The organism is Lysobacter sp. GX 14042 (genome assembly GCF_021390425.1).
Taxonomy (GTDB): domain Bacteria; phylum Pseudomonadota; class Gammaproteobacteria; order Xanthomonadales; family Xanthomonadaceae; genus Novilysobacter.
In genome coordinates this window covers 50913-75631 of sequence record NZ_JAJUWY010000005.1, presented here as the reverse complement: position 1 = coordinate 75631, position 24719 = coordinate 50913, and the positions used below count along the sequence as shown (strand labels likewise).

Annotated in this window: 18 protein-coding genes and 2 tRNA genes; 13 read left to right on the top strand and 7 right to left on the bottom strand. The window is 71.8% G+C overall.

Annotated elements, in window-relative coordinates; translation table 11 throughout:
• The first annotated feature begins 69 nt into the window (after window positions 1-69).
• The 5 genes from recX (at window position 70) to LY625_RS08680 (ending at window position 4015) form a co-directional block, all read left to right on the top strand.
• The gene (gene recX / locus LY625_RS08700) at window positions 70-564 is read left to right on the top strand and encodes a recombination regulator RecX (RefSeq protein WP_233739758.1); all 495 of its coding nucleotides are present in this window, start codon (window positions 70-72) and stop codon (window positions 562-564) included.
• Between the two features lie 150 nt (window positions 565-714).
• A complete protein-coding gene (alaS, locus tag LY625_RS08695) occupies window positions 715-3369 on the top strand; it encodes an alanine--tRNA ligase (RefSeq protein ID WP_233739639.1) in 2655 nt (884 codons plus the stop codon).
• Between the two features lie 131 nt (window positions 3370-3500).
• Window positions 3501-3701: a carbon storage regulator CsrA gene (csrA, locus tag LY625_RS08690; RefSeq protein WP_233739638.1), complete on the top strand. Its 201-nt coding sequence runs from the start codon at window positions 3501-3503 to the stop codon at window positions 3699-3701.
• A 61-nt stretch (window positions 3702-3762) separates the two neighbouring features.
• Window positions 3763-3855 (top strand) — tRNA-Ser (locus tag LY625_RS08685).
• A gap of 83 nt (window positions 3856-3938) precedes the next feature.
• Window positions 3939-4015: transfer RNA gene (locus LY625_RS08680), tRNA-Arg, on the top strand.
• Between the two features lie 70 nt (window positions 4016-4085).
• Here LY625_RS08680 and LY625_RS08675 read toward each other — a convergent pair.
• Window positions 4086-5774, bottom strand: coding sequence for a GMC family oxidoreductase (locus LY625_RS08675; protein ID WP_233739637.1), 1689 nt, complete (start codon window positions 5772-5774; stop codon window positions 4086-4088).
• Window positions 5775-5961: 187 nt separating this feature from the next.
• On the opposite strand from LY625_RS08675, the gene LY625_RS08670 reads away from it, so the two are divergent.
• From LY625_RS08670 to LY625_RS08660, 3 genes are read left to right on the top strand one after another with little or no spacing between them, the layout of a single operon-like run.
• Window positions 5962-7356, top strand: a complete 1395-nt coding sequence (locus LY625_RS08670) for a TIGR03013 family XrtA/PEP-CTERM system glycosyltransferase (RefSeq protein ID WP_233739636.1) — start codon at window positions 5962-5964, stop codon at window positions 7354-7356.
• Between the two features lie 60 nt (window positions 7357-7416).
• Window positions 7417-7683, top strand: coding sequence for a phosphopantetheine-binding protein (locus tag LY625_RS08665; RefSeq protein ID WP_233739635.1), 267 nt, complete (start codon window positions 7417-7419; stop codon window positions 7681-7683).
• Window positions 7680-9293 carry an AMP-binding protein gene (locus LY625_RS08660; protein ID WP_233739634.1) on the top strand — a complete coding sequence of 538 codons (1614 nt, stop codon included), beginning with the start codon at window positions 7680-7682 and terminating at the stop codon, window positions 9291-9293. Before LY625_RS08665 ends, LY625_RS08660 begins: the two co-directional genes overlap by 4 nt.
• 37 nt (window positions 9294-9330) lie before the next feature.
• On the opposite strand, the gene asnB is transcribed toward LY625_RS08660, so the two are convergent.
• From asnB to LY625_RS08645, 3 genes are read right to left on the bottom strand one after another with little or no spacing between them, the layout of a single operon-like run.
• A complete protein-coding gene (gene asnB, locus LY625_RS08655; RefSeq protein ID WP_233739633.1) occupies window positions 9331-11301 on the bottom strand; it encodes an asparagine synthase (glutamine-hydrolyzing) in 1971 nt (656 codons plus the stop codon).
• 1 nt (window position 11302) lies between these two features.
• Entirely contained in the window at window positions 11303-12034 is a 732-nt protein-coding gene (locus LY625_RS08650) for a J domain-containing protein (RefSeq protein WP_233739632.1), read from the bottom strand.
• Window positions 12035-12046: 12 nt separating this feature from the next.
• Window positions 12047-13054, bottom strand: a complete 1008-nt coding sequence (locus LY625_RS08645) for a polysaccharide deacetylase family protein (protein WP_233739631.1) — start codon at window positions 13052-13054, stop codon at window positions 12047-12049.
• Window positions 13055-13190: 136 nt separating this feature from the next.
• Here LY625_RS08645 and LY625_RS08640 point away from each other — a divergent pair, with 136 nt between their 5' ends.
• Window positions 13191-15779, top strand: coding sequence for a right-handed parallel beta-helix repeat-containing protein (locus tag LY625_RS08640; protein ID WP_233739630.1), 2589 nt, complete (start codon window positions 13191-13193; stop codon window positions 15777-15779).
• 9 nt (window positions 15780-15788) lie between these two features.
• Here LY625_RS08640 and LY625_RS08635 read toward each other — a convergent pair whose 3' ends face one another.
• The 3 genes from LY625_RS08635 to LY625_RS08625 are packed head-to-tail and all read right to left on the bottom strand — an operon-like array spanning window position 15789 to window position 19100.
• Window positions 15789-16802, bottom strand: a complete 1014-nt coding sequence (locus LY625_RS08635; protein WP_233739629.1) for an NAD-dependent epimerase/dehydratase family protein — start codon at window positions 16800-16802, stop codon at window positions 15789-15791.
• A 1-nt stretch (window position 16803) separates the two neighbouring features.
• The gene (locus tag LY625_RS08630; protein WP_233739628.1) at window positions 16804-17931 is read right to left on the bottom strand and encodes a Gfo/Idh/MocA family oxidoreductase; all 1128 of its coding nucleotides are present in this window, start codon (window positions 17929-17931) and stop codon (window positions 16804-16806) included.
• The gene (locus LY625_RS08625; RefSeq protein ID WP_233739627.1) at window positions 17922-19100 is read right to left on the bottom strand and encodes a glycosyltransferase; all 1179 of its coding nucleotides are present in this window, start codon (window positions 19098-19100) and stop codon (window positions 17922-17924) included. Before LY625_RS08625 ends, LY625_RS08630 begins: the two co-directional genes overlap by 10 nt.
• 227 nt (window positions 19101-19327) lie before the next feature.
• Between LY625_RS08625 and LY625_RS08620 the strand changes: the two genes are divergently transcribed.
• The 4 genes from LY625_RS08620 (at window position 19328) to LY625_RS08605 (ending at window position 24674) form a co-directional block, all read left to right on the top strand.
• Window positions 19328-20899 (top strand): oligosaccharide flippase family protein, encoded by a 1572-nt coding sequence (locus tag LY625_RS08620; protein WP_233739626.1) that lies wholly within the window; start codon window positions 19328-19330, stop codon window positions 20897-20899.
• A 33-nt stretch (window positions 20900-20932) separates the two neighbouring features.
• The gene (locus tag LY625_RS08615; RefSeq protein WP_233739625.1) at window positions 20933-22048 is read left to right on the top strand and encodes a glycosyltransferase family 2 protein; all 1116 of its coding nucleotides are present in this window, start codon (window positions 20933-20935) and stop codon (window positions 22046-22048) included.
• Window positions 22049-22131: 83 nt separating this feature from the next.
• Complete coding sequence (locus LY625_RS08610) at window positions 22132-23460, top strand: O-antigen ligase family protein (RefSeq protein ID WP_233739624.1); 1329 nt, start codon at window positions 22132-22134, stop codon at window positions 23458-23460.
• Window positions 23457-24674 (top strand): glycosyltransferase, encoded by a 1218-nt coding sequence (locus LY625_RS08605; RefSeq protein WP_233739623.1) that lies wholly within the window; start codon window positions 23457-23459, stop codon window positions 24672-24674. The genes LY625_RS08610 and LY625_RS08605 overlap by 4 nt, the downstream gene beginning before the upstream one ends.
• Window positions 24675-24719 lie beyond the last annotated feature (45 nt).

The window sequence follows — 24719 nt, the reverse complement described above, 5'->3', positions numbered from 1 at the left end:
GCGGTACTCCCGCGCGGACCCGTCCGGTGGCCGGGCGTGACCGGGGATGACGCGGAGCAGGGCGGCGGGCTGTTCGAGGACGGCTCCGCCGCGGCCACCCCGCGCCGGAGCAGGCGCCCGCCGCAGACCCCGGTGCAACGTGCGCTGGGGTTGCTGGTCCGGCGTGAGCATTCACGCCGGGAGCTCGGGCGCAAGCTCGCGGCCCGCGGCGTGGAGCCGGCCGAGGCCGAGGCGGCGGTCCAGCGCCTGGCCGAGGCAGGCTGGCAGGACGATGCCCGGTTCGCCGAAAGCCTGGTGCGCCAGCGTGCAATGGGCGGTTACGGCCCGTACCACATCCGCGCCGAGCTCGGGACCCATGGCCTGGACACCGCGATGGTCGAGGCCGCGATGGAAGGCTGCGAGGTCGACTGGCTGGAGAACGCCCGCGAGCTGGCGCGCAGGCGCCACGGCGAAGGTTTTGAACTCGACCCGGTGCGGCGGCGCAAGGCCGCCGACCTGCTCGCCCGCCGCGGCTTTCCCGGTGAACTGATCCGGCGGGTCACGCGGCTGGATGACGAGTGGTGAGCGCTCCCGCGCCGTTACGCTGAACGGCCACCCGGGTTCCCGCCAGGGCGGACCCGGACCGTCGCCTCTGCGGCCCTGCCCCTGATACGCTAGGCCGATTGCCTCCGCACCCTTTTGCGGGGGCTTTGTCCTGTTCCCGGCACAGCCTCGATGAATACACCTTCGTTCCGCAGCACCGCTGAAATCCGTCGCGACTTTCTCGAGTTCTTCCGCGAGCGCGGCCACACCGTCGTGCCGTCCGCGCCGCTGGTACCGGCCAACGATCCGACCCTGCTGTTCACCAACTCCGGAATGGTGCAGTTCAAGAACGTGTTCCTGGGCAGCGAGAAGCCCGGTTACGTGCGCGCGGTCGACGTCCAGCGCTGCCTGCGTGCCGGCGGCAAGCACAACGACCTCGACCAGGTCGGCTACACCGCGCGCCACCACACCTTCTTCGAGATGCTCGGCAACTGGTCGTTCGGCGACTACTTCAAGGAAGAGGCGATCCGCTGGTCCTGGGAGCTGCTCACCCGGGTCTGGGGCCTGCCGGCCGAGCGGCTGACGGTCACCGTCTACCAGACCGACGACGAGGCCTACGCGATCTGGCGCGACCGGATCGGCGTGCCCGAGGAGCGGATCATCCGCATCGGCGACAACGGCGGCGCGCCGTATGCCTCGGACAACTTCTGGCAGATGGCCGACACCGGCCCCTGCGGGCCGTGCAGCGAGATCTTCTACGACCACGGCGAGCAGTACTTCGGCGGCCCCCCGGGTTCGCCGGACGAGGACGGCGACCGCTTCATCGAGATCTGGAACCTGGTGTTCATGCAGTTCGACCGCCAGCCCGACGGCACGATGCTGCCGCTGCCGGCGCCCTGCGTGGACACCGGCATGGGCCTGGAGCGCATCGCCGCGGTGCTGCAGGGCCGGCATGGCAACTACGAGATCGACATCTTCCAGCGCCTGATCGCCGAGGCGGCCGCGCTGACCGGCACCACCGACCTGGACGACAAGTCGCTGCGGGTAATCTCCGACCACATCCGGGCCTGCGCCTTCCTGGTCATCGACGGCGTGCTGCCCTCCAACGAGGGCCGCGGCTACGTCATGCGCCGGATCATCCGCCGGGCGCTGCGCCACGGCTGGATGCTGGGCCAGAAGCAGCCGTTCTTCCACCGCATGGTCGAGCCGCTGGTCGAGGTGATGGGCGAGGCCTATCCCGAGCTGGGCCAGAAGCGCGACTTCATCGAGCGCACCCTCAAGGCCGAGGAGGAACGCTTCGCCGAGACCCTGGACTCGGGAATGCGCATCTTCGACGAGGTCGCGGCGCGCTCCACCGGCGCGATCCCCGGCGCGGACGCGTTCCGCCTGTATGACACCTATGGCTTCCCGCTGGACCTGACCCAGGACATCGCGCGCGAGCGCGGGCTGGAGGTCGACGTGGCCGGCTTCGAGACGGCCATGGAGCAGCAGCGCGAGACCGCGCGCGCCGCCGGCAAGTTCGGCAACGCCGCCGCGATGCCGGCGGAACTGGCCGCGCAGCTGCCGGCGACCGAATTCCTGGGCTACGAGGCGCTCGATTCCGACGGACTGGAGGTGCTGGCCCTGCTGCAGGACGGTCGCCCGGTCGAACAGCTGGAGGCCGGCGCCGGGGCGGTGGTGATCCTGGACCGCACTCCGTTCTATGCCGAAGGCGGCGGGCAGGTCGGCGATGCCGGCGTGCTCGAGGGCCAGGGCAGCCGCTTCGTGGTCGACGACACGCGCAGGTTCGCCGGGCAGTTCCATGGCCACCTGGGCCGGCTGGAGTCGGGCACCTTGCGCCGTGGCGAACGGGTGGCCGGCCGGGTGCAGGGCGGGCGGCGCAACGCCACCGTGCTCAACCATTCCGCGACCCACCTGTTGCACGCGGTGCTGCGCAGGATGCTGGGCGAGGGCGTGGTGCAGAAGGGTTCGCTGGTCGCGCCCGACCGGCTGCGCTTCGACTTCGCCCACGAGCGGCCGGTGACCACCGCCGAGCTCGCCGCGATTGAGCAGCAGGTCAACGCCGAGATCCGCGCCAACCACCCGACCGAGGTCCGCCACATGGGCATGCGCGAGGCGCTGGACTTCGGCGCGCTCGCCCTGTTCGGCGAGAAGTACGGCGATCAGGTCCGCGTGCTGCGCATGGGCGGGGCGTCCACCGAGCTGTGTGGCGGCACCCACGTGGCGCGCACCGGCGACATCGGGCTGTTCAAGATCCTGTCCGAGGGCGGCGTGTCCGCCGGGGTGCGCCGGATCGAGGCGGTGACCGGGCAGGGCGCGCTCGACCACGTGGCCAGGGAGGAAGCGCGCCTGGCCGAGGCCGCGCGCCTGCTTGGCGGCACACCATCCGAGCTCGCCGACAAGCTCCGTACCGTGCTGGAGCGGCAGAAGGCGCTGGAGCGCGAGCTGGAAGCCCTGAAGGCCCGCGCGGCATCCGGCGCCACGGCGGACCTGGCCGGCTCGGCGGTCGACATCGGCGGCATCAAGGTGCTGGCGGCCCGGGTCGAGGGGCTGGACTCCAAGGCGCTGCGTGAGGCCCTGGACCGGCTCAAGCAACAGCTCGGCGATGCCGTCATCGTCCTGGCCGGCGCGCGCGAGGGCAAGGCCGCCCTGGTCGCCGGCGTCAGCGGTGCGGCGCTGGGCAGGGTCAAGGCCGGTGAGCTGCTCGCCCATGTGGCGGGGCAGATCAACGGCAAGGGCGGTGGCCGTCCCGACATGGCGCAGGGCGGGGGCGAGGACAGTCCCGCGCTGGCGCCGGCACTGGCCGGGGTACCGGACTGGGTTGCCGGCAAATTGGGTCAAGCCTGACCCATGACTTCCTTCGCTTGCCGGGATTGGCCGGCGGAGATCACACTTCGCGTTTGTCCCGGAGTTGGCGTGGCTGTCACACGCCGGGGCGCATATTCCGGCGCCACCGGCGTCGGCCAAGGAGAACACCCATGCTTATCCTGACGCGTCGCGTCGGCGAAACCCTGATGATCGGCGACTCCGTGACCGTGACCGTGCTCGGCGTCAAGGGCAACCAGGTCCGCATTGGCATCACCGCCCCGAAGGACGTCGCAGTGCACCGCGAAGAGATCTACCAGCGCATCCAGCGCGGCGAGGATCCGTCGACGGACGTCGGCGAGGACGCGTCCTGATTCGAGGGTTTACCGCGCAGGATCGAGCCGTTATGCTTCCCGCCCGCACACGGTTTCGTGCGGAGAGTTGCCCGAGTGGCTGAAGGGGCTCCCCTGCTAAGGGAGTATAGGGTTTATAGCTCTATCGAGGGTTCGAATCCCTCACTCTCCGCCAGTTGTACCGCCGCCCCGCAAGGCGGCCAGCCCTGAAAAAGCTGTTGACGGAATGCAGATCCACCGTCATAATTTTTCGACTACGCGCCCGTAGCTCAGCTGGATAGAGCACCAGGCTACGAACTTGGGGGTCGGAGGTTCGAATCCTTCCGGGCGCGCCATACAGAATGAAGGGCCGATGGAGATTCCATCGGCCCTTTGTTTTTGCGCGCCGCGTCGGGTTCGTTTTCCTCAGGCATTGGCACATTCGCGGGCGGCGGACAGCGGCGATGCGGCCAGCTGCCCGTGCAGCCGGTCCGCCAGGCGCAGCGCCATGGCGATGATGGCGAAGGTCGGGAATGCCCAGCCGCCGGTGGGGAACACCGAACTGCCGGCGATGTGGAGGTTGTCGATCCCGTGCACCCGGCAGTCGCGATCCACCACGCCCTGCCGCGGATCGTCGGCCATCCGTGTGGTGCCCAGGTGGTGCGCGGTGCCGGTCAGCGGCAGGCTGCCGACGTGGTCCGCCTCCAGCCACGGCTCCATCACGAAGCTGCCTCCACAGATCCGCGCCAGTTCATCGCCGAACAGGCGGGCGGCGATCCGGTGGGTGCGGCGGTCGAGTTCGTCCAGGCGCCAGTCGATGCAGACCTTGCGTTGCCCCAGCGCATCGAGCTGGCGGCCCAGGAGGACGCGGCTGTCCGGATTGGGCGCCTGCTCGAAGAAGCCGACCAGGTCCACGCGGTTGCTGGCCACCGAAGGGCGGCCGCTGGCGCGACGGATCGCGGCCGCGCCGATGTCGCCGATGCCCAGCACGGTGCGGATCGCCAGTATCGGCAGCTGCCCCCGCGGGGCGGGGGCAGTGCTGGCCGGGCCGGGCTCACCGTTGCGGCGGGTCGACAGCCGCTGCCTGAGCGCGCTGGATTCGTCCCGTCCCGCCGGACGCAGGGTGGCGCGCAGCTGGCGCAGGGCCTGGATGCCGCGGGGAACCGCTTCCTCCACCATGAACGGCCGTACCCGTGCGCCGAGGATCCGCTGCTGGTGCTGGATCCGGGGCGAGAGACAGATTTCCGCCGCAGCGGGTCCCGGCCGGGTGGTGGGAGGCGCTCCGGTGGCAAGGCAGATGGCTTCCGGAGTGCGGGTACGGATGGTGCCGAGCCGCCCACTGGGGTGGTCCATGAAGTACCGCCCGACCAGGTCGTGGCGGTTGCCCAGCCCGCCGGGCACCACCGAGTCGGAGAGCAGCAGCAGTCGCGCGTTCTCGATTCCGCCGCAGGCCAGCACGTACTGGCGTGCATGCACCCGCGCGCCGTGCCCGTCCAGCGTTCCCAGCCGCGCGGCGCGGATCGACGTGCCGTCGGCTTCGGCTTCCAGTTCCAGCAGGTTGGCGTGCAGCAGTACCCGGACATTGCCGGCGCGCTCCAGCTCCTGGCGGTACGCCTCGCCCGGGAGGACCGGACTGTCCGCGGTGACGTGGTTGACGAGCACCTCCGGGTCGAGCGGCAGCAGCGGCGTCGCCGGACGGGAGAGGAAGCCGTTCTCGCCCGGTTCGTGCCCTTCCAGGCCGCAGAACGACAACGCGCGCCGGTAGTACGGCACCAGTTCGGCGTGGGACAGCGGCCAGCCGCTGTGCGGGACCCAGTCCCGCGGCGACACGCCGTCCAGCGGGACGCATCCGCCGCCCCACAGGTTGCAGCTGCCGCCGAACGCGCGCATCCGGCAACTGGCCGGATCCAGTTCCGGGCTGCCGATCGAGTCGCCTTCGTAGAGCGCCTGGTCGCGCCGGGTACCCTGCAGGCCGCCGCTTTCCACCACGCACACCTGCAATGGCGTGCCGATGAACTCGCGCGCGATCGCCAACCCGGCCACTCCGGCGCCGATGATGCACAGGTCCGCCTCCATTCGCGGCGGGCAGGCGCCACTCCGGAAATCGATGATCAAGATGTGTTCCCGTGTCGGCCGCTCCTGCGGTCGTCTGTAAGAACGCGTGCCGGGTGGGAACCGGCCACTTGCCCCGCAGCCCGGGATGCGGGAGCCGGACCGGCGGCGTGGCCGGATGGGCGTGGCTCCGGCGTTGATCCGGGTGGGCGCGGTGGTGGCCCGGCGTCGACGCAGGGGGTACTCGCCAATGAAGAACATATCGGCCAGCCGGGCCCGGCGCATGATCCGCGGGCTGTGGCTGATGGAACTGTCGATCCTGCTGCTGGCGGTCACCGCCGCGGTATGGCTGCGCTTCCTGGACGATCCCGAGAGCCGCGGGATCTTCGTCCAGACCGCCCCGGTGCGCACGCTGCTGGTGGCGGTGGTCCTGACCGCCTCGATGGCGGCCTTCGGGCTGTACCAGGCGCATGGGCGGCTCAACCGCAAGGAGTTCGGGCTGCGGCTGGGGGCCGCGTTCGCCTTCGGCGGCATCGGCCTGCTGGTGCTGTATTACCTGTTGCCGTCTACCTACATCGGCCGGGGCGTGCTGACCATCGCGCTGGTGCTGGCGTTTGCCGGGGTCTACCTGTTCCGGGTCCTGGTCCAGTACCTGGTCGGTGCCGAGGTCCTCAAGCGCCGGGTGCTGGTGCTGGGCGCGGGGGGCAATGCGGACCTGATCAACAGCACCATGCGCCGGCGCAGCGATCGCGAGTCCTTCAACGTGGTCGGCTTCGTGCCGTTGCCGGGGCAGCCGGTGACGGTCCCGGCCGCGCTGCACGTGGACATCGGGGCGGGGCTGTGGAGCACGGTCCGCGCCCTGAACATCCACGAGCTGGTGGTCGCGCCGGACGAGCGCCGCGGCGGCCTGCCGATGGCGGAGATGCTGGTGTGTGCCCAGCGCGGGGTACGGGTGACCGACCTGCCGGATTTCTTCGAACGCGAGGCCGGGCTGCTGCGGCTGAACGTGGTCGAGCCCTCCTCGCTGATCTTCTCCGGCGGGTTCGACCACTCCCTGCCGCGGCGGCTGAGCAAGCGCTTCTTCGATGTGCTGGCGGCCAGCGCGCTGTTGCTGGTCGCCTGGCCGGTGATGCTGCTGGTGGCGCTGTGCGTATGGCTGGAGTCGGGCTCGCCGGTGCTGTACCGGCAAGTGCGGGTGGGGCAGGCCGGGCGCGACTTCGAGCTGGTCAAGTTCCGCAGCATGCGGCCCGACGCCGAGGCCGACGGGGTGGCGCGCTGGGCCAGCAAGGGCGATGACCGGACCACCCGGGTCGGCGCCTTCATCCGGATGGCGCGGCTGGACGAGCTGCCGCAGCTGTTCAATGTGCTGCGCGGGGACATGAGCTTCGTCGGTCCGCGGCCGGAGCGGCCGCAGTTCGTGGCCCGGCTCGACCGCGAGCTGCGTTACTACAGCGTGCGCCACTCGGTGAAGCCCGGCCTGACCGGCTGGGCCCAGCTGCGCTATCCCTACGGCGCCTCCACCCATGACGCCGGCGAGAAGCTGAAGTTCGACCTGTTCTACGTCAAGAACCACGGCTTGCTGTTCGACCTGATGATCATGCTGCAGACGGTCCAGGTCGTGCTGTTCCGCCAGGGCGCCAGGTAACGGGCGCACCCACTGCCGGCGGCGTGCCGGCGCATCCAGTCCATACACAGGGCCACCCGCGTGGAATCAGCCGAAAGCCGCATCAGTGAGTTCGTCCACTTCTCGTTTCCCCCGCTCGACGACGGGGAGGTGTACCCCGCCACCCGCAGCCTGCTGGAGACCGGCGTCATCGATTCGATGGGCGTGCTGACGGTGGTCAGCTGGCTGGAGGAGGAGTTCGGCATCGTGGTCGAGGACGAGGAGGTGGTGCCGGAGAACCTGGACAGCATCGCCAGCCTGGCCGGTTACGTCGCGCGCAAACAGCTCGAGGCGGGGCTGGCTGGATGAACCGCTACGAGCACCACCTGGCCGAGGCGGCCCGCCGGCATCCGCGCAAGACCGCGCTGGTCGCCGCCGGCCGCCGCGTCGCCTATGGCGAGCTGCACGACCGTGTCGAGCGCTTCGCCGCCGGGCTGGCGGGGCAGGCGGGGCTGGCCAACGGCGAGCGCTGCGTGATCTTCATGGACAACTGCGTGGAGGCGGCGGTCGGGATCTTCGGCACGCTGCGCGCCGGTGGGGTGTTCTGCGTGATCAATCCCACCACCAAGCGCGACAAGCTGGCGTTCGTGCTCGCCGACAGCGGCGCCTCGGTGCTGTTCACCCAGGCCCGCCTGCTGCCGGTGGCGCTGGCGGCCGCCGCCGGGGCGCCGGCGCTGCGCAAGGTGGTGGTGGTCGATGGCGACGGGCGCGGGGCGACGATCGACTACGCGCGCCTGCTTGAAGCCGCCAACGCGCCCTTGGCGGCGCCGGAGGTGGGGATCGATATCGACCTGGCGATGCTGGTCTACACCTCCGGTTCCACCGGCAACCCCAAGGGCGTGATGATGACTCACGCCAACATCGAACATGCCGCCGGCTCGATCGGCTGCTACCTGCGGGCGGGCGGCGACGACGTGGTGCTCAGCGTGCTGCCGCTGGCCTTCGACTACGGTCTGTACCAGTTGCTGATGTGCGTGAGGAGTGGCGCCACCCTGGTGCTGGAGAAGTCCTTCGCCTTCCCGCAGAAGGTGCTGCCGCTGCTGGCGCGCGAGAGGGTGACCACCTTCCCGCTGGTGCCGACGATGGCCGCGCTCATCGTCCAGCTGCGCAATTTCGACCCGCAGTGGGCGCGCAGCGTGCGCTGCGTGACCAACACCGCCGCCGCGTTGCCGCCGAGCCACATCCAGGCATTGCAGGCGCGGTTCCCGCAGGCGCGGATCTACTCGATGTACGGGATGACCGAGTCCAAGCGCTGCACCTGGCTGCCGCCGGAGGAGCTGGCGCGGCGCCCGGGCAGCGTGGGCATCGCGATCCCGGGCACCGAAGCCTGGGTTGCCGACGAGGCCGGCAGGCCGGTGCCGCCCGGCGTGGTGGGCGAGCTGGTGGTGCGCGGTGGCCACGTGATGCAGGGCTACTGGAACAATCCGGAGGCGACCGCCCGCGCCTTGCGCCCCGGCCGCTACCCGTGGGAACGGGTCCTGCACACCGGCGACCTGTTCCGGATGGACGAGGAAGGATTCCTGTACTTCGTCGCGCGCCGCGACGACGTGCTGAAGTCGCGTGGCGAGAAAGTCAGTCCCACCGAGGTCGAGAACGTGCTGTACGCCATCGCCGGCGTGCGCGAGGCGGCGCTGGTCGGTGTGCCCGACCCGGTGCTGGGCCAGGCGCTGAAGGCGCTGCTGGTGAGCGATGACGCGGCGCTGGATGCGCGCGCGGTGATCGCCCATTGCCGCGCGCACCTGGAGGAGTTCATGGTGCCGCGACTGGTCGAGTTCCGCGCTGCATTGCCGCGGACCGCGACCGGCAAGATCCACCGCAGCCGGTTGCAGGCCGAAGCCGATGCCGAAGACATGGCCATGGCCGCAACCGCGGAGGCGAGCGGCGTGGTCGAGGCATCGTCGGAAGCCGCCGGGGCCTGAGCGCCCGCGGCCCTGTCCTGCGGCGGGTCCCGGCTGCTCAGGCGGTTTCAGCCAGCCCGCTGTCCGCGGGCTCGGCCGGGGCCGGCGCGCGGTGCGCCAGCAGCAGCGTCGACAGGATCCCGACGAAAGCCTGGTTGTCGGCGAAGCCGGTGGCCTTGCCGGCGCGCGCCTTGGCGTACAGGCGGCCGGTCGCGACCGGGTCGAACAGGCCGCTGGCGCGGAGGTTGCCGGGTTCGAACATCTCCGCGACATAGTCCAGCGGACGGCCATCGACGAAGAAGCTCTGGCTGTCGGGCGCGCGGTAGGGCTGCTTGCCGCGCGCGAGGATGTCCGGCGGCAGCAGTCCGGCCAGTGCCTTGCGCAGGATGTGCTTCTCCGACAGCCCGTGGATCTTCCATTGCGGCGGCAGCCGGTTGGCGAACTCCACCAGGGTGTGATCCAGGTACGGGAAACGGCCCTCGACCGAGGCCGCCATCGCCACCCGGTCACCCTGGCTCGACAGGAGGTAGCCGGCCATCAGGGTCCTGGCCTCGACGTACTGGTCGCGCGACAGCGGTGCCCAGCGCATGATCGCCTCGGGCAGGCCCGCCTCGATCGTCGCCAGCGGATCCCAGTCGCGCGCCGCGTCACGCAGTTCCGGTGCCAGGAACGCCAGTGCACGTGCCGAGGTGGACCAGCGCGGCAGGTGCGCGAACACCGGCCGCCCGATGTGCTCCATCCCCTGGCCGAAGAACGCGGCGGCGAAGGCCGGGTTGGCGGAGGGCGAGTGGGCGAGATAGCCGTACAGCCGTGCCAGCAGCCTGGGGCGCATCGCCGAGCCGGGCTGGCGGGCCCAGAAGCGGCGGATCTTGGCCTCCTTGAACAGGTCGTAGCCGCCGAAGACCTCGTCGGCGCCTTCGCCGGTCAGCACCACCTTGCAGCCGTGGCGGCGGGCCGTCCCGGCCAGCAGCATCAGCGGCACCGCCGCGGTCCGCAGTACCGGGGTTGCGGTGTGCGCGATCAGCCGCGGGAACGCGGCACCGATGTCGCGCGCGCCCACCCGCAAGGTGGTGTGCGCGGTGTCCAGGTGACGGCTCATCGCCTGCTGGTGCGCGCTCTCGTCGAACTCGGACTGCTCGAAGGCCACCGAAAAGGTACGCACCCGGGCGCCGGTGGCGGCGCGCGCCAGGGCGACGATACCGGAGGAATCCAGGCCGCCGCTCAGGTAGGCGCCGACCGGCACGTCGGCGCGCAGCTGCAGGCGCACCGCATCGAACAGGCGCTCGCGCAACTCGCCGGCGGCGTGGTCGATGTCGCGCCAGCCCGCTGTGCCGGCTGTTTCCGCCTCCGGGAACGACCAGTCCCAATAGCGGTGCAGCGACTGGCGCCCGTCGGCCTCGAGTGCCAGCAGGTGCCCCGGCGGCAGGCTGTGCACGTCCTGCCAGACGGTGTCCGGGTCCAGCGGCGCCCAGTAGGTGAAGGTGGCGAACAGTCCCTTGGGGTCCAGCCGCGCGTGCCTCGGTAGTGCGGCGAACAGTGCCCTGGGCTCGGAACCGAACCAGAAGCTGCCGCCAGCGCGCGCGTGGTACAGCGGCCGGATGCCCAGCCGGTCGCGGGCCAGCACCAGCCGCCGGCGCGCCGCGTCCCACACTGCGATCGCGAACTGGCCGTTGAGGTGCTCGACGAAGGCGTCGCCGTAGCGCTGGTAGAGGTGGACGATCACTTCGGTATCGGACCGGGTGCGGAACACGTGGCCTTGCGCCTGCAACCGCGCGCGCAGTTCGATGAAGTTGAAGATCTCGCCGTTGAACACGGTCCAGGTCCGGCGGTCCGGACTGCACATCGGCTGCTCGCCAGTGAGCGGATCGATGATCGACAGCCGCGCGTGGGCCAGGCCGACGCCGTCGTCCACGTGGTAGCCGTAGCCGTCGGGGCCGCGGTGGGCGAGGGTGGCGATCATGCGGTGCAGCAGCGCCCGTGCGCCTTCGCGTGGTACCGGGGTCCCCAGGTAGCCGGCCAGCCCGCACATCTCAGCGGCCCCCGCCGAGCGCGTCCGCCAGCGGTGCGTCCAGCGGCGCCCGGCAATGCCGCGCCGGCCCGGCCGCAAAGGAGCCGCGGGCCGGACGGGACGGGCCCGGCGCTGCATGCAGGGGTTGCAGCGGCGAGCTGTACCACTCCACCAGCCGGCCGCACTCGAAGCGCAGCCAGGAGGGGCCGTAGATCCAGTGCCCGTCATCGCCATGGCCACTGACGGGGAGTCCGAGCAGGGCGGTGACCGTTGCCGGATCCATGCCGGGCTCGAGTCCGGCCCGCGCCCGGAGCGGCCGCGACGGGGCGGTCCCGGAGGAGGGTGCGTCGTGCGCCTGTACCTGCCCCGCCTCCTGCGGCCCGCAGGCCGGTGGCAGCTGCCAGATCGCGGCGGCGGCGAGCAGGCCCGGCAACAGCAGCAGGCGGGTGCCGGGCGCATGGCGTGGCGGCCGCGGGCGGGTCCGCAGGGGCAGGGTGGCCGGCGCCGCGCCGTGCGGGGCAGCCGCGGCCGGGGCGGCTCCCGGCATTCGATGGTGACGCCGGTGGAATGCGAGCACCTCGGCATAGCGCCGGTTCAGCACTTTGAGGGCTTCCGGATCACGCGGCCCGCGTGCCGGCCGGTCGGGGTGCAGCTCCGCGACCCGCCGACGGTACGCCTGCCTGAGCGCCGCCAGACTGCAGCCGGGCGCGAGCCCGAGTTCGGCATACAGGGCCGGGAAGTCGGGGGTGCCCATCCGCCGGGCCGCTCAGGCGCCCGCCGGCCGGCAGAACACCTGCGGCAGTTGCACCATCGCGCGGAACAGGTTGCGGTCGATCCCGTTGGCGATCGCGGTGCGCTGCAAATCCAGCCGGGTGGAGGCGGCGGTGGCGATCCCGCCATAGAACGAATAGGCATACCGGACCCCGGCCTCGCGCAGCAGCCGGCGGGTATCGGCATTGGCCGAGCCGCGGCTGCCGACCGGGTAGGCGAAATGGGACATCGCGATGCCCAGTTCCTCGCGCAGGCGTGCCGCGCACCCGGCGATCTCCTCGCGCTGGACGTCCACCGGCAGGCTGGAAAGCACCGGGTGGCTCACGGTGTGGCCGCCGATGGTCATGCCGGCAGCGGCCATCCCGCGGATCATGTCCCAGTCCATCCAGTGCCCCTCCACCACCTCGGGGGCCTCGATCCCGGTCTGTTCGGCCAGGCGCTCGCGGAACCGGGTCGCCTGGTCGATCGGCAGCGACTTGTAGGCCGCCAGCACCCGGCCGATCGCCGCCTCGCGATCCCCGTGCTCCAGCACCAGCGGCGCCGGCATCCATTCGCGCAGGTCCAGCCGTTCGCGGGTGGTTTCCCGCACCTGCATGGCGATCGCGTCCCACCAGGGCAGCAGGCGGCGGTCGATGAAGCCGGTGGCGATGAAGAAGGTGGCCGGCACCCCGTGGCGGCGCAGGACCGGGAATGCGATCTCGTGGTTGTCCAGATAGCCGTCGTCAAAGGTGATCGCCACGTGGCGTCCGCGCCGCTGCCGCAGGGCATCGCCGATCTCGTCCAGGCCGACCACGTCGCAGTTCGCCTTGAGGAAGCCGACCTGGTCGTCGAACCCCTCGGCGGTCGCGCTCCACAGCGCGCGGTCATAGCGCGAGCGCGTGCCATCGCCCACGCGGTGGTAGTTCAGCACCAGCACACCGGCACGCGGCAGCGCGGTGGACAGGGCACTGCGCAGGCCCGGCGCGGCCAGGCACCTGGCGGCGATTTCCCTCTTCATCTTCATCCCCCCTCCACCGCGGCCTCTCGCCGTCGGGATTCGCGTTATCCGGGACAACGTGAAACCCCGTCATAACCTGCCAACGCGGCTCCGGAGCTCCATGGACCACCCCTCCCCCTTGCCCGGACCGGGTCGCCGCACGATGTTCCGTCCCGTCCGCCGCCGGCATGCGGCCGGCGTGCTGGCCTGTGTCCTGGCGTTCGCCGCCCCGGGGCTCCAGGCCGCGGAATGGTTCGTCTCGCCGCTGGGCGATGACGCCGGCGATGGCAGCGAGCAGCGCCCGTTCCGTACCGTGGGCCGGGTGCTCGCCCCGGGCAGCGGGGTGGTGGCGCCGGGCGATACGGTCACCCTGCTCGCGCCGCCGGGCAACGGCACCTACCACGAGTGCGACGTGCGCCTGCGGATGCCGCTGACGCTGCGCTCCCCGCCGGGCGAGCGCGCCCACATCCACTGCGACATCGACACCGCCGACAGCGTCACGGTGCAGATCGACCCGGACGCCTCCGGCAGCCGGTTGAGCAACCTGGAGATCAGCGGCGGCCGCTATTACGGCGTGATGCTGCAGACCAACTGGTACCAGGGAGGCCCGGCGGGCGATACCGGCGCGACCGGCGTGGTGCTCGAGGACCTGCTGATCCACGACACCGGCCGCGACGGGATCAAGATCACCCCCAAGTCCGACAACGCCACGATCCGGCGGGTGGAGATCCACCACACCGGCAGGATCGATCCGCCGGGCGCCCCGCTGGAATCCAGGAACGCCGACGGCATCGACAACGTCAACGGCTCCGGGATGGTGGTCGAGGACAGCTACATCCACGACATCGCCACCACCGGGGTGTACTTCAAGGGCGGCGCGGCCGACGTGCTGGTGCAGCGCAACCGGATCGAGAACACCGGCATGGCCGGGATCCTGGCCGGATTCGACACCAGCCCGGAGTTCTTCGACCTGCAGCTCAACCCCGCCTACCACGAGTCCATCCGCGGCACCGTGCGCGACAACCTGGTGCGCAACACCGGCTACGCCGGCATCGGCCTGTACGCCGCGCTGGACGCGGTGGTGGCCGACAACACGATCATCGACGTCGCGCGGCTCGGCCATGCCGGGCTCTACTACGGGATCGCCTTCCAGGACCACGGGCCGCACCCGGGCCGGCCGCCGAGCATCGCGCCGCGGGTGGTCAACAACCGGGTGGCGGCGCATGGCGGGCGCTGTCTGGAGATCCGCCATTCGCACGAGTTCGGCGGTCTGTCGGCACTGCGGGGGGGGCCGGGCACCGATTACAACGACTACCAGGAAGGCTGCCGTTTCGTCGACCAGCGGGCGGCCGGGCTGGCAGCGCGGCCGCTGTCGCTGCAAGCCTGGCAGGCGGCGACCGGGGCCGACCGCCACAGTGCCGTGACCGCGCTTCGCCTGGACGGGGAGGGCGGAGCACCATCCGGCAACACGGTACCCGCGGCCGGCGCCGTGCCTGTGGAGGCTGCCATCCAGGGGGCCGCCGAGGAGGTTGCCGTATCGCCGGCGAAGGGTGCCGCGATCCCGCTGCTGGGGTGGCTGGCGCTGCTGGCCGTCGTGTGCGTGCTGGCGGCGCTGGCGGCGCTCGTGTACCTGGCGCACCGGCGCAACGTGGCCGGATGGCTGTTCGCCTGGCTGCGGCAGGACTGGCGCGCGCCGGTGCCGCCGGGCACGACCCGGCACCTGCTGTTCTGCTTCGTCGACCATTACGAGCCCGGCTGGGGCGGGCCCGGGCTGGAGCGCGAGCGCGCGCGGGTCGCGCGCTGGCGGCAGGAACTGCCAAGCCTGTGCGCCGGCCATCGCGATGCCGACGGCCGTCCGCCGGTGCACTCGTTCTTCTTCCCCGGCGAGGAGTACCGCCCCGAGCACATCGATACGCTGGTGGAGCTGTGCCGCCTGGGCCTGGGCGAGATCGAGATCCACCTCCACCATGAGGACGACACCGAGGCCGGGCTGCGCCAGTCCCTGTCGCAGTTCACCGGCGTGCTCGCCGACCGCCACGATGCGTTGCCGCGCGATCCGCTCACCGGCCAGCCGCGCTGGGCCTTCATCCACGGCAACTGGGCGCTGGACAACAGCCATCCGCAGGGCCGCCATTGCGGGGTCGACAACGAGCTGGTGGTGCTGCGCGAGGAGGGCTGTTATGCGGACTTCACCTTCCCGGCCGCTCCCGATCCCTGCCAGCCGCGGACGATCAACCGGATCTACCACGCCACCGATGATCCGGCGCGTCCGAAGTCGCACGATCGCGGCCAGCGGGTGCGGGTGGGCGGGGTGGACGAGGGCGACCTGATGATCATCCAGGGTCCGCTGGGGCTGCGCTGGAAGAGCCGCAAGTTCGGCCTGATCCCGCGCATCGAGAACGCCGACGTGCGCGCGGTCGCGCCACCCAGCCGCGACCGCATCGATGCCTGGGTGGACACCGGCATCCATGTCGAGGGCCGGCCGGAGTGGATCTTCGTCAAGATCCACACCCACGGCGCCGAGGACGCCGACATGGACACGCTGCTCGGCCCGGCGATGGACCAGGCGTTCACGTACCTGGAAAGCCGCTACAACGATGGCCGCGACTGGAAGCTGCACTACGTCAGCGCGCGCGAGATGTACAACATCGCGAAGGCGGCCGCGGCGGGGAAGGCCGGCGAGCCGGGCCTGTGGCGCGACTACTGCATTCCCCGCCCGGGTTACGCCGCGGCCCGTCGCCGGGCCGCGTGAGCGTGCGTCTCAGCGCGCCGGTGCGGAATCGCCCGCGTCCGCGTCCGTGCCCGCGTGCAGGCGGGCCGGCGGCCGGAAGCCGAGCGCGTGCAGGCGGCCGGCGGGGTAGTGCAGCGGCCGCCAGGTGGTACGCCTGCGATAGGGGCTGAGCAGCAACGGCACGCGGCCGTGCGAAAGGGCATGCAGCACCGGGAACAACGCGGCGGCCACCCGCAGCAGCGGCGGTGGAACGGGCACGACCAGCAGCTGCCCGCCGCGCGCGGCGCGGTAGCGCGCGAGTGCTTCCCGGCAGGTCGGTGGATCGGGGTCGACGAGGTTGTACGTGTCTGCGTCGAAGCGGGCATGCGCGGCCACGTGCACCAGCGCCGCGGCGCAGCTGTCCACGTGCACCAGCGGCAGCGGATTGTCGCCGCCCAGCAACACGAACAACCCGCGCCACGGGCCGAAGCCCACCCGTGCGCCGGGGGCTCCGGCCCGGTCCTCGTGCAGCACGCCGGGGCGCACCACCGCCAGCGGGATTCCCTGCCGGCCGCAGTGATCGCGGAACAGCCGCTCCTGCTCCAGCTTGGCGTAGGCATACAGGTCGCGCTCGCACGGGTGCGGCTCCAGCGGCGTGTCCTCGTCGACCGTGGCGTGGTCGGCCAGCGTTGCGGTGCCGTACACCGACAGTGAGCTGACCAGCAGCACGCGTGGGGGGCGGGGCCGTCCCGCCAGGGCCTGCAGCAGCTGGCGGGAAGTCCCCAGGGTGCCGCCCAGCACGGCCGCCGGGCCGCCGCGCATGGCCGCCGCCAGGTGGTACACCAGCTCCACGCCGGCGAGTGCCTCGTCCAGGTGCCGGGGCGGGTCCAGCGAGCCGGTGACCCGCTCGATGCGCGCCTGCGGAAAGGCGGCGCAGGTGGCGTCGATCGCGCGCTGGTCGCTGCCGGCGCGCACCAGGACGCGCACGGCCTGCCCGGATGCGGCCAGCCGCCGGACCAGTGCGCCACCGAGCCGGCCGGTGGCTCCGGTGACCAGCACCGTCATGTCAGCGCGCCCACGGCATCGGCTCCAGCGGCGCAAAGCGCGATTCGATCCGCACCCGCGGCGGGCCGTCCATTGCATCGGTGATCGCCAGCGCCAGCTCGGTGATGTGCAGGCAGAATTCGGCCGCCAGCCGCCCGCGCCGGCCTTCCCGCACGGCCCGCGCCATCTCCACCGGGCCCAGGCAGAAATCGACCTTGCGCCGTCCCTTCGACAGCGCGATCGCCTCGGCATCGCCGAGCAGGGGCTGGCGTCGGGCCAGCGGCGATTCCACGGTGCGCCCGAGCACAGCCAGCCGCCGCCGCACCCGGACCCGTGCGCGCGGCTTCCAGACATCATCGACCGACAGGATGCCGTCTTCGCCGAACACCCGAAGGCCGTGGTCGTGCGGGGCGACGATGCTGCAGGTCAGGCGGGCGACCATGCCGGACTCGAACTCGATGCCGGCGAAGGAGACATCGGCGGCCTGTTCGGCGAGCGGTACGTCCAGGCCTTTCTCGCGCACTGCCCGGGCGCCGAACGCGGTCACGCTGCGCGCCGGTCCGAAGAACGCGGCAAGCCAGGTCAGTGCATAGCCGGCGTGCTCGAGCGTGTTGCCGACCCGCAGTTCGTCGCGGTACGGCCACGGCGCGCCGGAGGCCCCGCGCCAGTGCCGCACCGACATCCGGTGCAGCAGCCCGTCGTCCATCTCGGCATAGGCCAGGTGCGGCTGGCCGATCGCGCCCTCGCGCAGCAGCCGCCAGGCGGTCTGTGCCGGGCGGCCGAGCAGGCGGCTGGGCGCGCCAGACAGGTGCAGGCCCTTGCGCGCGGCCAGTTCGACCAGCGCCCGCGCATCGGCCAGCTCCATCGCCAGGGGCTTTTCCGAGTACACGTGCTTGCCCGCGTCCAGGCACGCCCACGACACCGCGAAGTGGCTGGCCGGGTTGGTGAGGTTGAGCACCGCGTCCAACCGCCGGTCTTCGAGCAGTGCCTCCAGCCCGGTGTAGGACGGCACCCGGTAATGGCGGCAGAACAGGCCCAGCCGTACCGGGTCGCGGTCCCAGGCGCCGACCAGCTCCAGGTCCGGGTGCAGGCGCAGGGTCTGCATGTAGAGGTCGGCGACGAAGCCGCAGCCGACGATCGCTACCCGCATCGCGCCGGCTCCCCGAGCGCCTGTGCATAGAAGGCGTCGTAGCTCGTCCGCAGCGCCGGCATCGAGGCATGGGCGCCCACCCATGCACGCGCCGCGCCGCCCAGCCGGGCGCGCGCCGCCGGGTCGGCGAGCAGCGATTCCAGGGTCCGCCGCAGTGTCGCCCCGTCCCCGCTGGCGAACAGGCGTCCGGTGTCGCCGTCGCGGACGATCTCGGGATTGCCGCCGACCGCGCTGGCGACCGTCGCCAGGCCGGCCGCGCAGGCTTCCAGCAGGGCGATCGACAGCCCCTCGGTACGCGAGGGCAGCACGAACACATCCAGTGCCGGCAGCAGCTGCGCGACGTCCCCGCGCGCGCCGGCGAAGCGCACCCGATCGGCGATCCCCAGCGACGCCACGGTCCGCTCCAGCCCGGTGCGCAGCGGCCCGTCGCCGATCAGCACCAGTTGCAGGGCGGGGAACCGGTGCGCCAGCGCGGGCAACTCCTGCAGCAGCAGGCGGTGGTCCTTGAGCGCGACCAGCCGGCCCACGCTGCCCAGCACCAGTGCATCCCCGGCCAGCCCCAGGCGCGCGCGCGCCGACTGCCGTTCCGCAGGCCCCGCCACCGGTGGCAGCGGCACGCCGTTGAGCACCGTGGCCGCGCGCCGTGCGGGCACCAGGCCGCCGGATACCAGCCGCTGCCGGACCTGCTCGCCGACCCCGGCCACCCGCGCGGTGCGTGCCAGCGACAGCCGGTACAGCCAGCGCAGCCGGGTGGCGGCCAGCCGACTGCCCATGTTGTGGCATGTGTTGACCAGCACCCGCCCCCGCGGGCGTGGCCACCCCAGTGCCATCGCGGCGTAGTAGTTCGGCACGAAGTTGTGGCTGTGCACGACCTCCACGCCGCGGGCCGCCAGGGTGCCGCGCAGCCGGCGCAGCAGCACCCGGTCCAGTCCGGGGCACTTGTTGCCTGCCAGCACCGGCACGCCGGCCGCCTCCAGCTCCGATCCCAGTCCCTGCGTGTCGCCCAGGCTGAACACCGCGACCGCGTGGCCATGGGCGTGTTGCGCGACCGCCAGGTCGGTGACCACGCGCTCGAGTCCGCCGAGCTCCAGCGAGTCCACCAGATGGAGGATCGACAGCCGGCGCGTGTCGTACGCGCGTGCGGCCGCGGCCAGGACTGCGGCGTTCATGTCCCGGCGGCCGGCAGGCGGGTGCGGCCTCGGTCGACGCGGTCGATGCGACAGGCGTGGTGGTCCATGTGGCCCCTGAATGCTCCGCGGCGGCTGCGGAAGCCTTGTTGGGTGATACGTGGGGCCGGGGGTGATCCGGTCACTCGATATGCGGGCTGTTGTCCGCTGGACGCGGGTTAGCGCGTTGGTCCTGGACGGAATACCCGGGCTTCCCAGCGACCACCGACTTGGCACGCCAGCAGACGACCCAGCCGTTCAGCGGCCTGTCCGCGATCCGCGGCGCGATGATGATGACCGGCTCCACCTACGTCACGTACGGGCTGGGAATGCTGGTCAGCATCGTGATCGCGCGCAGCCTGGGACCGGAGGATTTCGGCCGCTACTCGTACGTGGTCTGGCTGGCCGGACTGGTGGTGGTGCTCGCCAACAACGGCCTGAGCACCTCGGCGATCCGGTTCCTGTCCGAGTCGCTGGGCCGGGGGGTGCCGGCGACCGCGCGCCGGGTGCACGGCTGGATGCGCCGTCGCCAGTGGGCCTGCATGCTGCTGGTGGGCGTGGGCTTCGTGCTGCTGGTCCCGTTGCTGGTGCCGGCGGGCTGGGGCGGCGACGAGCTCGGCCTGTTCGTGGCGGTGACCCTCGCCGCCGGCCTGCTGAAGGCGTGGTTCATCTTCGATGTCTCGGTCGCCAAGGGCTACGGCCACTACGGCATCGAGGCGGCCTCGACGGTGCTGGTGAGCGTGCTCAACATCGCCGCCGTGCTGCTGTTGTGGTGGCTGGATGCCGGGCTGGAGGCCTACCTGCTGCTGTTCGCGCTGGCCGGCGGCGGCTACGCGCTGACCGGGCACCTGCTGCGCCGGCGCGCCGGACTGGTCCCGGCGCGTGGCGCGGTCGACGCGGTGGTCCTGCCCCGCATGCGCCGCCACCTGTACTGGACGGTGCTGCTCGCGCTCGCCTGGGCATTCAGCAACCGCTCGATCGAGACCTGGCTGCTCAACCGGCTGGTCGGCGCGGCGGCGGTGGGCTACTTCGCCATTGCTGCCGCACTGGTGCGCGGCGGCGTGGACATGCTGGCATCCGGGCTCGCCACGGTGCTGATGCCGATGATGGCGCACGCTTTCGGTGCCGGCGGCCAGGCCCGGGCCGGCGAGATCATGGGCAACGCGATGCGCTATTTCACCTGCATGGGCCTGCTGCTGGCGGGCACCGGCGCGCTTGCCGCGGAACCGCTGATCGCGCTCCTCTACGGGCCCGCCTACCAGCCGGTGGTGCTGCCGTTGCAGGTGATGTTCGTGGTGGGCGGATTGACACTCGCCGAGGGCGCGTTCAACGCCCTGCTGTCGACCACCGACAACCAGAAGCTGAGGGTCGGCTTCGTCGGCCTGTCGCTGGTGGCGACCGCGCTGCTGGCGGTGTTGCTGGTCCCCCGCTACGGGCTCATGGGGGCGGTGGCCGCACATGCGTGTTCGCGGGTGCTGGTGTTCGCCGCGATCGGGTTCGGGATCACCCGGATGATGCACATGAAGCTGCCGTGGCCCGAACTGGCGCGCTTGCTGGCGGCCGCGCTGGTGGCTGCCGGGACCGGGCTGGTCCTGTTGTCCGTGCTGTCCTCGCGCTGGGCCGGGATCGCCGCGGCGGCCGTGTATGCGGTGACCCTGATCGCCTGCACGGTCGCATTCGGTGCCTGGCGCGAGCAGGACCTGCGCGAGCTGGGCATCTTCACCGCGCGCTATCCGCACCTGCACTCGGCGGTGCGGCCGTTCCTGGGCTGGGCGAGCGGGGGAGCGGCCGGTGGCCGGTGAGCGCCCGCGCCCGGGTGACGGGGGGTGTCGCTGATGGCCACGGTGTTCTGGGCGTGCGCGGCACTGGTCGCTTTCACCTATGCCGGCTACCCGCTGTGCATGCTCGCCGCCGCGCGGCTGTGGCCCCATTCGCTGGAGCGCACCGCCGCGCAGCCCCGCGTCAGCGTGTTGATGGCGGTGCACGACGGCGAGGCGATGGTCCAGGCCAAGCTGCGCAACCTGCTGGCGCTGGACTATCCGCCCGAGCGGCTGGAGATCGTGGTCGCCTGCGATGGCTGCAGTGACCGTAGTGCGCAGCTCTGCCGCGAGCTGGGCGACCCCCGGGTGCGGGTGCTGGAGTTCGCTGTCCGCCGCGGCAAGGCGAGCTGCCTCAACGATGCGGTCGCCGCGGCGTCGGGCGAGCTGCTGCTGATGGTCGACGTGCGCCAGCGAGTCGAGCCCGGTGCCTTGGCGGCGCTGGTCGCCTGCCTGGGCGATCCCGCGGTGGGCGCCGCCGGCGGGCAGCTGCGCTTCGAGGATCCCGACACCGGCTTTGCCGCGAGTGTCGATGCGTACTGGCGCTACGAGACCGCGCTGCGCGCCGCGGAGAGCCACAGTGGCTCGGTGGTCGGGGTCAGTGGCGCGCTCTATGCGATGCGACGGGCACTGTACCGGCCGCTGCCGGAGGCCACCGTGCTCGACGACGTGCTGGTGCCGATGCAGGTGGCCGCGGCGGGCGCCCGGGTGGTGTTCGAGCCCGCGGCAGTGGCCTGGGACCGCGCCTCGCAGTCGCCTGCCGCCGAGCGGCGCCGCAAGATCCGCACCCTGGCCGGCAACCTGCAACTGGTGCAGCTGGCCCCCTGGCTGCTGGACCCGCGGCGCAATCCGCTGTGGCTGCGGTTCGTCGGCCACAAGCTGCTGCGGCTGCTCGCGCCATGGGCGATGGCGCTGATGCTGGTGGCGGCCTGCGCGCTGGCCGGCCACCCGTTCTATCTCGCCTGCATCGGCGCGGCGCTGCTGGCGGCCGTGCTGGTGGCGCTGGCGCCGCGGGTGCCGGTGATCGCCGCGCTGTTGCCGGTCCGCTTGCTGGTCGCATTCGTGCACATGAACCTTTATGCGGCGCAGGCGGGCGTGGCGTTCGTCGGCCGGCGGCGGCTGCACCTGTGGTGACCGCGCCGGTGCCGCGTCCGCGTTCGACCAGGGGCGGCCCGCATGTTCGCGGCGGCCGCGTCCGTTGCTGACCCGGGGCCGGAATGCTGCAGTTCCTCTTCATCGCGCTTTACCTGGTCCTGGTGCTGGTACGCCCGCAGGAATACCCGCAGATGGTGGACAGTGGGGTGCCGCTGCTGCCGCTGGCCCTGGTGTCGGCGCTGCTGGCGTGGCTGGCCTCCACCCGCAAGCGCTTCGACGAGCCGCAATACCTGCTGCTGCCGCTGTTCATGCTGGCGACCTGCCTGTCCATCGCGTTCAACGGCTGGCCCGGCGGCGCGGTCGAGCAGTTCTCCCTGTTCCTGCCCAGCCTGGTCGGGTTCGTGGTGCTCGCCAACGCCACCAGCAGTCCGCGGCGGATGCTGGTCGTGCTCGCGTTGTTCACCGCCTGCGCGGCGCTGCTGGCGGTGCACGGCATGGAACAGGCGACGGTCGGCGATGGCTGGACCGGGATGCCGCTGGTCGATGACGGCCGGATCCAGTACGTGGGGATCTTCAGCGACCCCAATGACCTGGGCATGCTGTTCGTGATCTGCGTGCCGATGGCGCTGTACCTGAGCAGCCGGGGCGGGCTGCTGGGCCTGCGCCGGCTGTTCTGGCTCGGCCTGGCCGGGTTGCTGCTGCACGGCATCTACCTGACCAACTCGCGCGGGGCGATGCTGGCGCTGGTGGCGATGGCCGGGGCGTACCTGTGGCTGCGCCGCGGACCGCTGACCGCGATGGTGCTGGCCGGCGGATGCCTGCTGGTGATGCGCATGGTGCCCTCGCGCCTGGACCAGCTCGATGTCGGCGAGCAGTCGGCGTCGGGGCGGGTGGATGCCTGGTACGAAGGCATGCAGATGTTCATCGCGAACCCGGTGTACGGCGTCGGCACCGGCCGCTTCACCGAGTACCACCACCTGACCGCGCACAACTCGCTGATCCTGGTGCTGGCCGAGAACGGCTTCGTCGGCTTCGTGCTGTGGTTCGCGTTCCTGGGCTACTGCTTCTGGATGATGGCGCGCATCCTGCGCCACCCGGCACCCGCCGGGGTGGACGCCGACGCGGGGATGGGCGAGGAGGGCGGGGATGCGGCGGTAGACGCCGCTGCCGGGCTGCAGCTGCAGTGGCAGCGCGACCGGGCGATCGCATGCACGCTGCTGGTCTCGCTGGTGGGTTTCGCGGCCACTGCGTTCTTCCTCAGCCGCAGCTACGTGATCCTGCTGTACCTGCTGGCGGCGGTGGTGGTGGCGCATTCCAGCGGGGTGCGCGAGCGCTTTCCCTCGATTCCCGCCTTCAGCCTCGGTCGCGACCTGCCGCGCTGGCTGATGCTGTCGGCGCTGGCGACGGTGCTGTTCTACCTCGTGCTCAAGATCCTGCTGGCGATGTCATGAGCGGCCCGCGCATTGCCCTGGTCACCCCGATCCTGCCGGTGCCCCACGACCTCGCCCGCGGGCGCTACATCCACGAGACCGCGCGCGCCCTCTCGCAACTGGCGACGGTAAGGGTGATGTTTCCCCAGGTGCGCTACCCGCGGCTGCCGGGACTGGCGCCGCGCAGCTTCCTGGAAGGAACCGTGGAGGCCGGCTACCGGCTGCCCGGCATCGACCTGGAGGCCTACTCGTATCCCGCCATCCCCGGGCTGTCGCGGGCGGGCAACGGCATCACCGGCGGCCACGCGCTGCTGCCGCGGCTGCGCGCGTTCGCGCCCGACCTCGTGCTCGCCTACTGGGTCTATCCCGATGGTTATGCCGCACTGCGCGCCGCGCGCCGGCTGGGCGTGCCGTGCATCGTCGGCGCACGTGGCTCCGACATCCACGTCCGTTCCGGGCTCAACCGCTGGCTCACCCGCCGTACCCTGGCCGCCGCCGATGCGGTGCTCACCGTCAGCCAGGCCATGCGCCGGGCCGCGATCGCGGACTACGGCGTCGACCCCGGCAAGGTGCGCGCGATCGTGAACGGCGTCGACACCGCCGTGTTCCACCCGCGCGGGCGTGGTGCGATGCGGGCCAGGCTCGGCATCGACCGGGACGCCCGCCTGGTCGCCTACGTCGGCCGGCTGGTGGAGAGCAAGGGAATGCACGAACTGCTGGCGGCATTCGCCGCGATCGCCGGGCGCGATCCGCGGGCGATGCTGGCCCTGGTGGGCGACGGGGTCATGCGCGCGCAACTGGCGGCTCTGGTGGCCGCGCGCGGGCTGGCCGACCGGGTGTGGATGACCGGTGGCGTGGAGCCGGCCGAGGTCGCCGAATGGATCGGCGCGGCCGACGTGCTGACCCTGCCGAGCTGGTCGGAGGGTTACCCCAACGTGGTCGTGGAGGCGCTTGCCTGCGGGTGCCCGGCGGTGGTGAGCGATGTCGGCGGCGCGCGCGAGATCGTCGGCGAGGGCAGTGGGATCCTGGTGCCGCCGCGTGATGCCGCGGCGCTGGAGCAGGCACTGGAGCAGGCGCTGGCGCGCGACTGGGACCGCGCGGCGATGGCGCGGGCAATGGCCCGCGGCTGGGACGCGGTGGCCGCCGACACGCTCGATGCCTGCCAGGCGGTGCTGCGTGTCCACGGCCGTCCGAGCGCGCTCGCTGTTTCCGCCGGCGGCATCGATGCGCCCTAGCGTGCATCCGGGCGGGGCAGGCCGGCGAGTCCCCTGCCGGGCGCA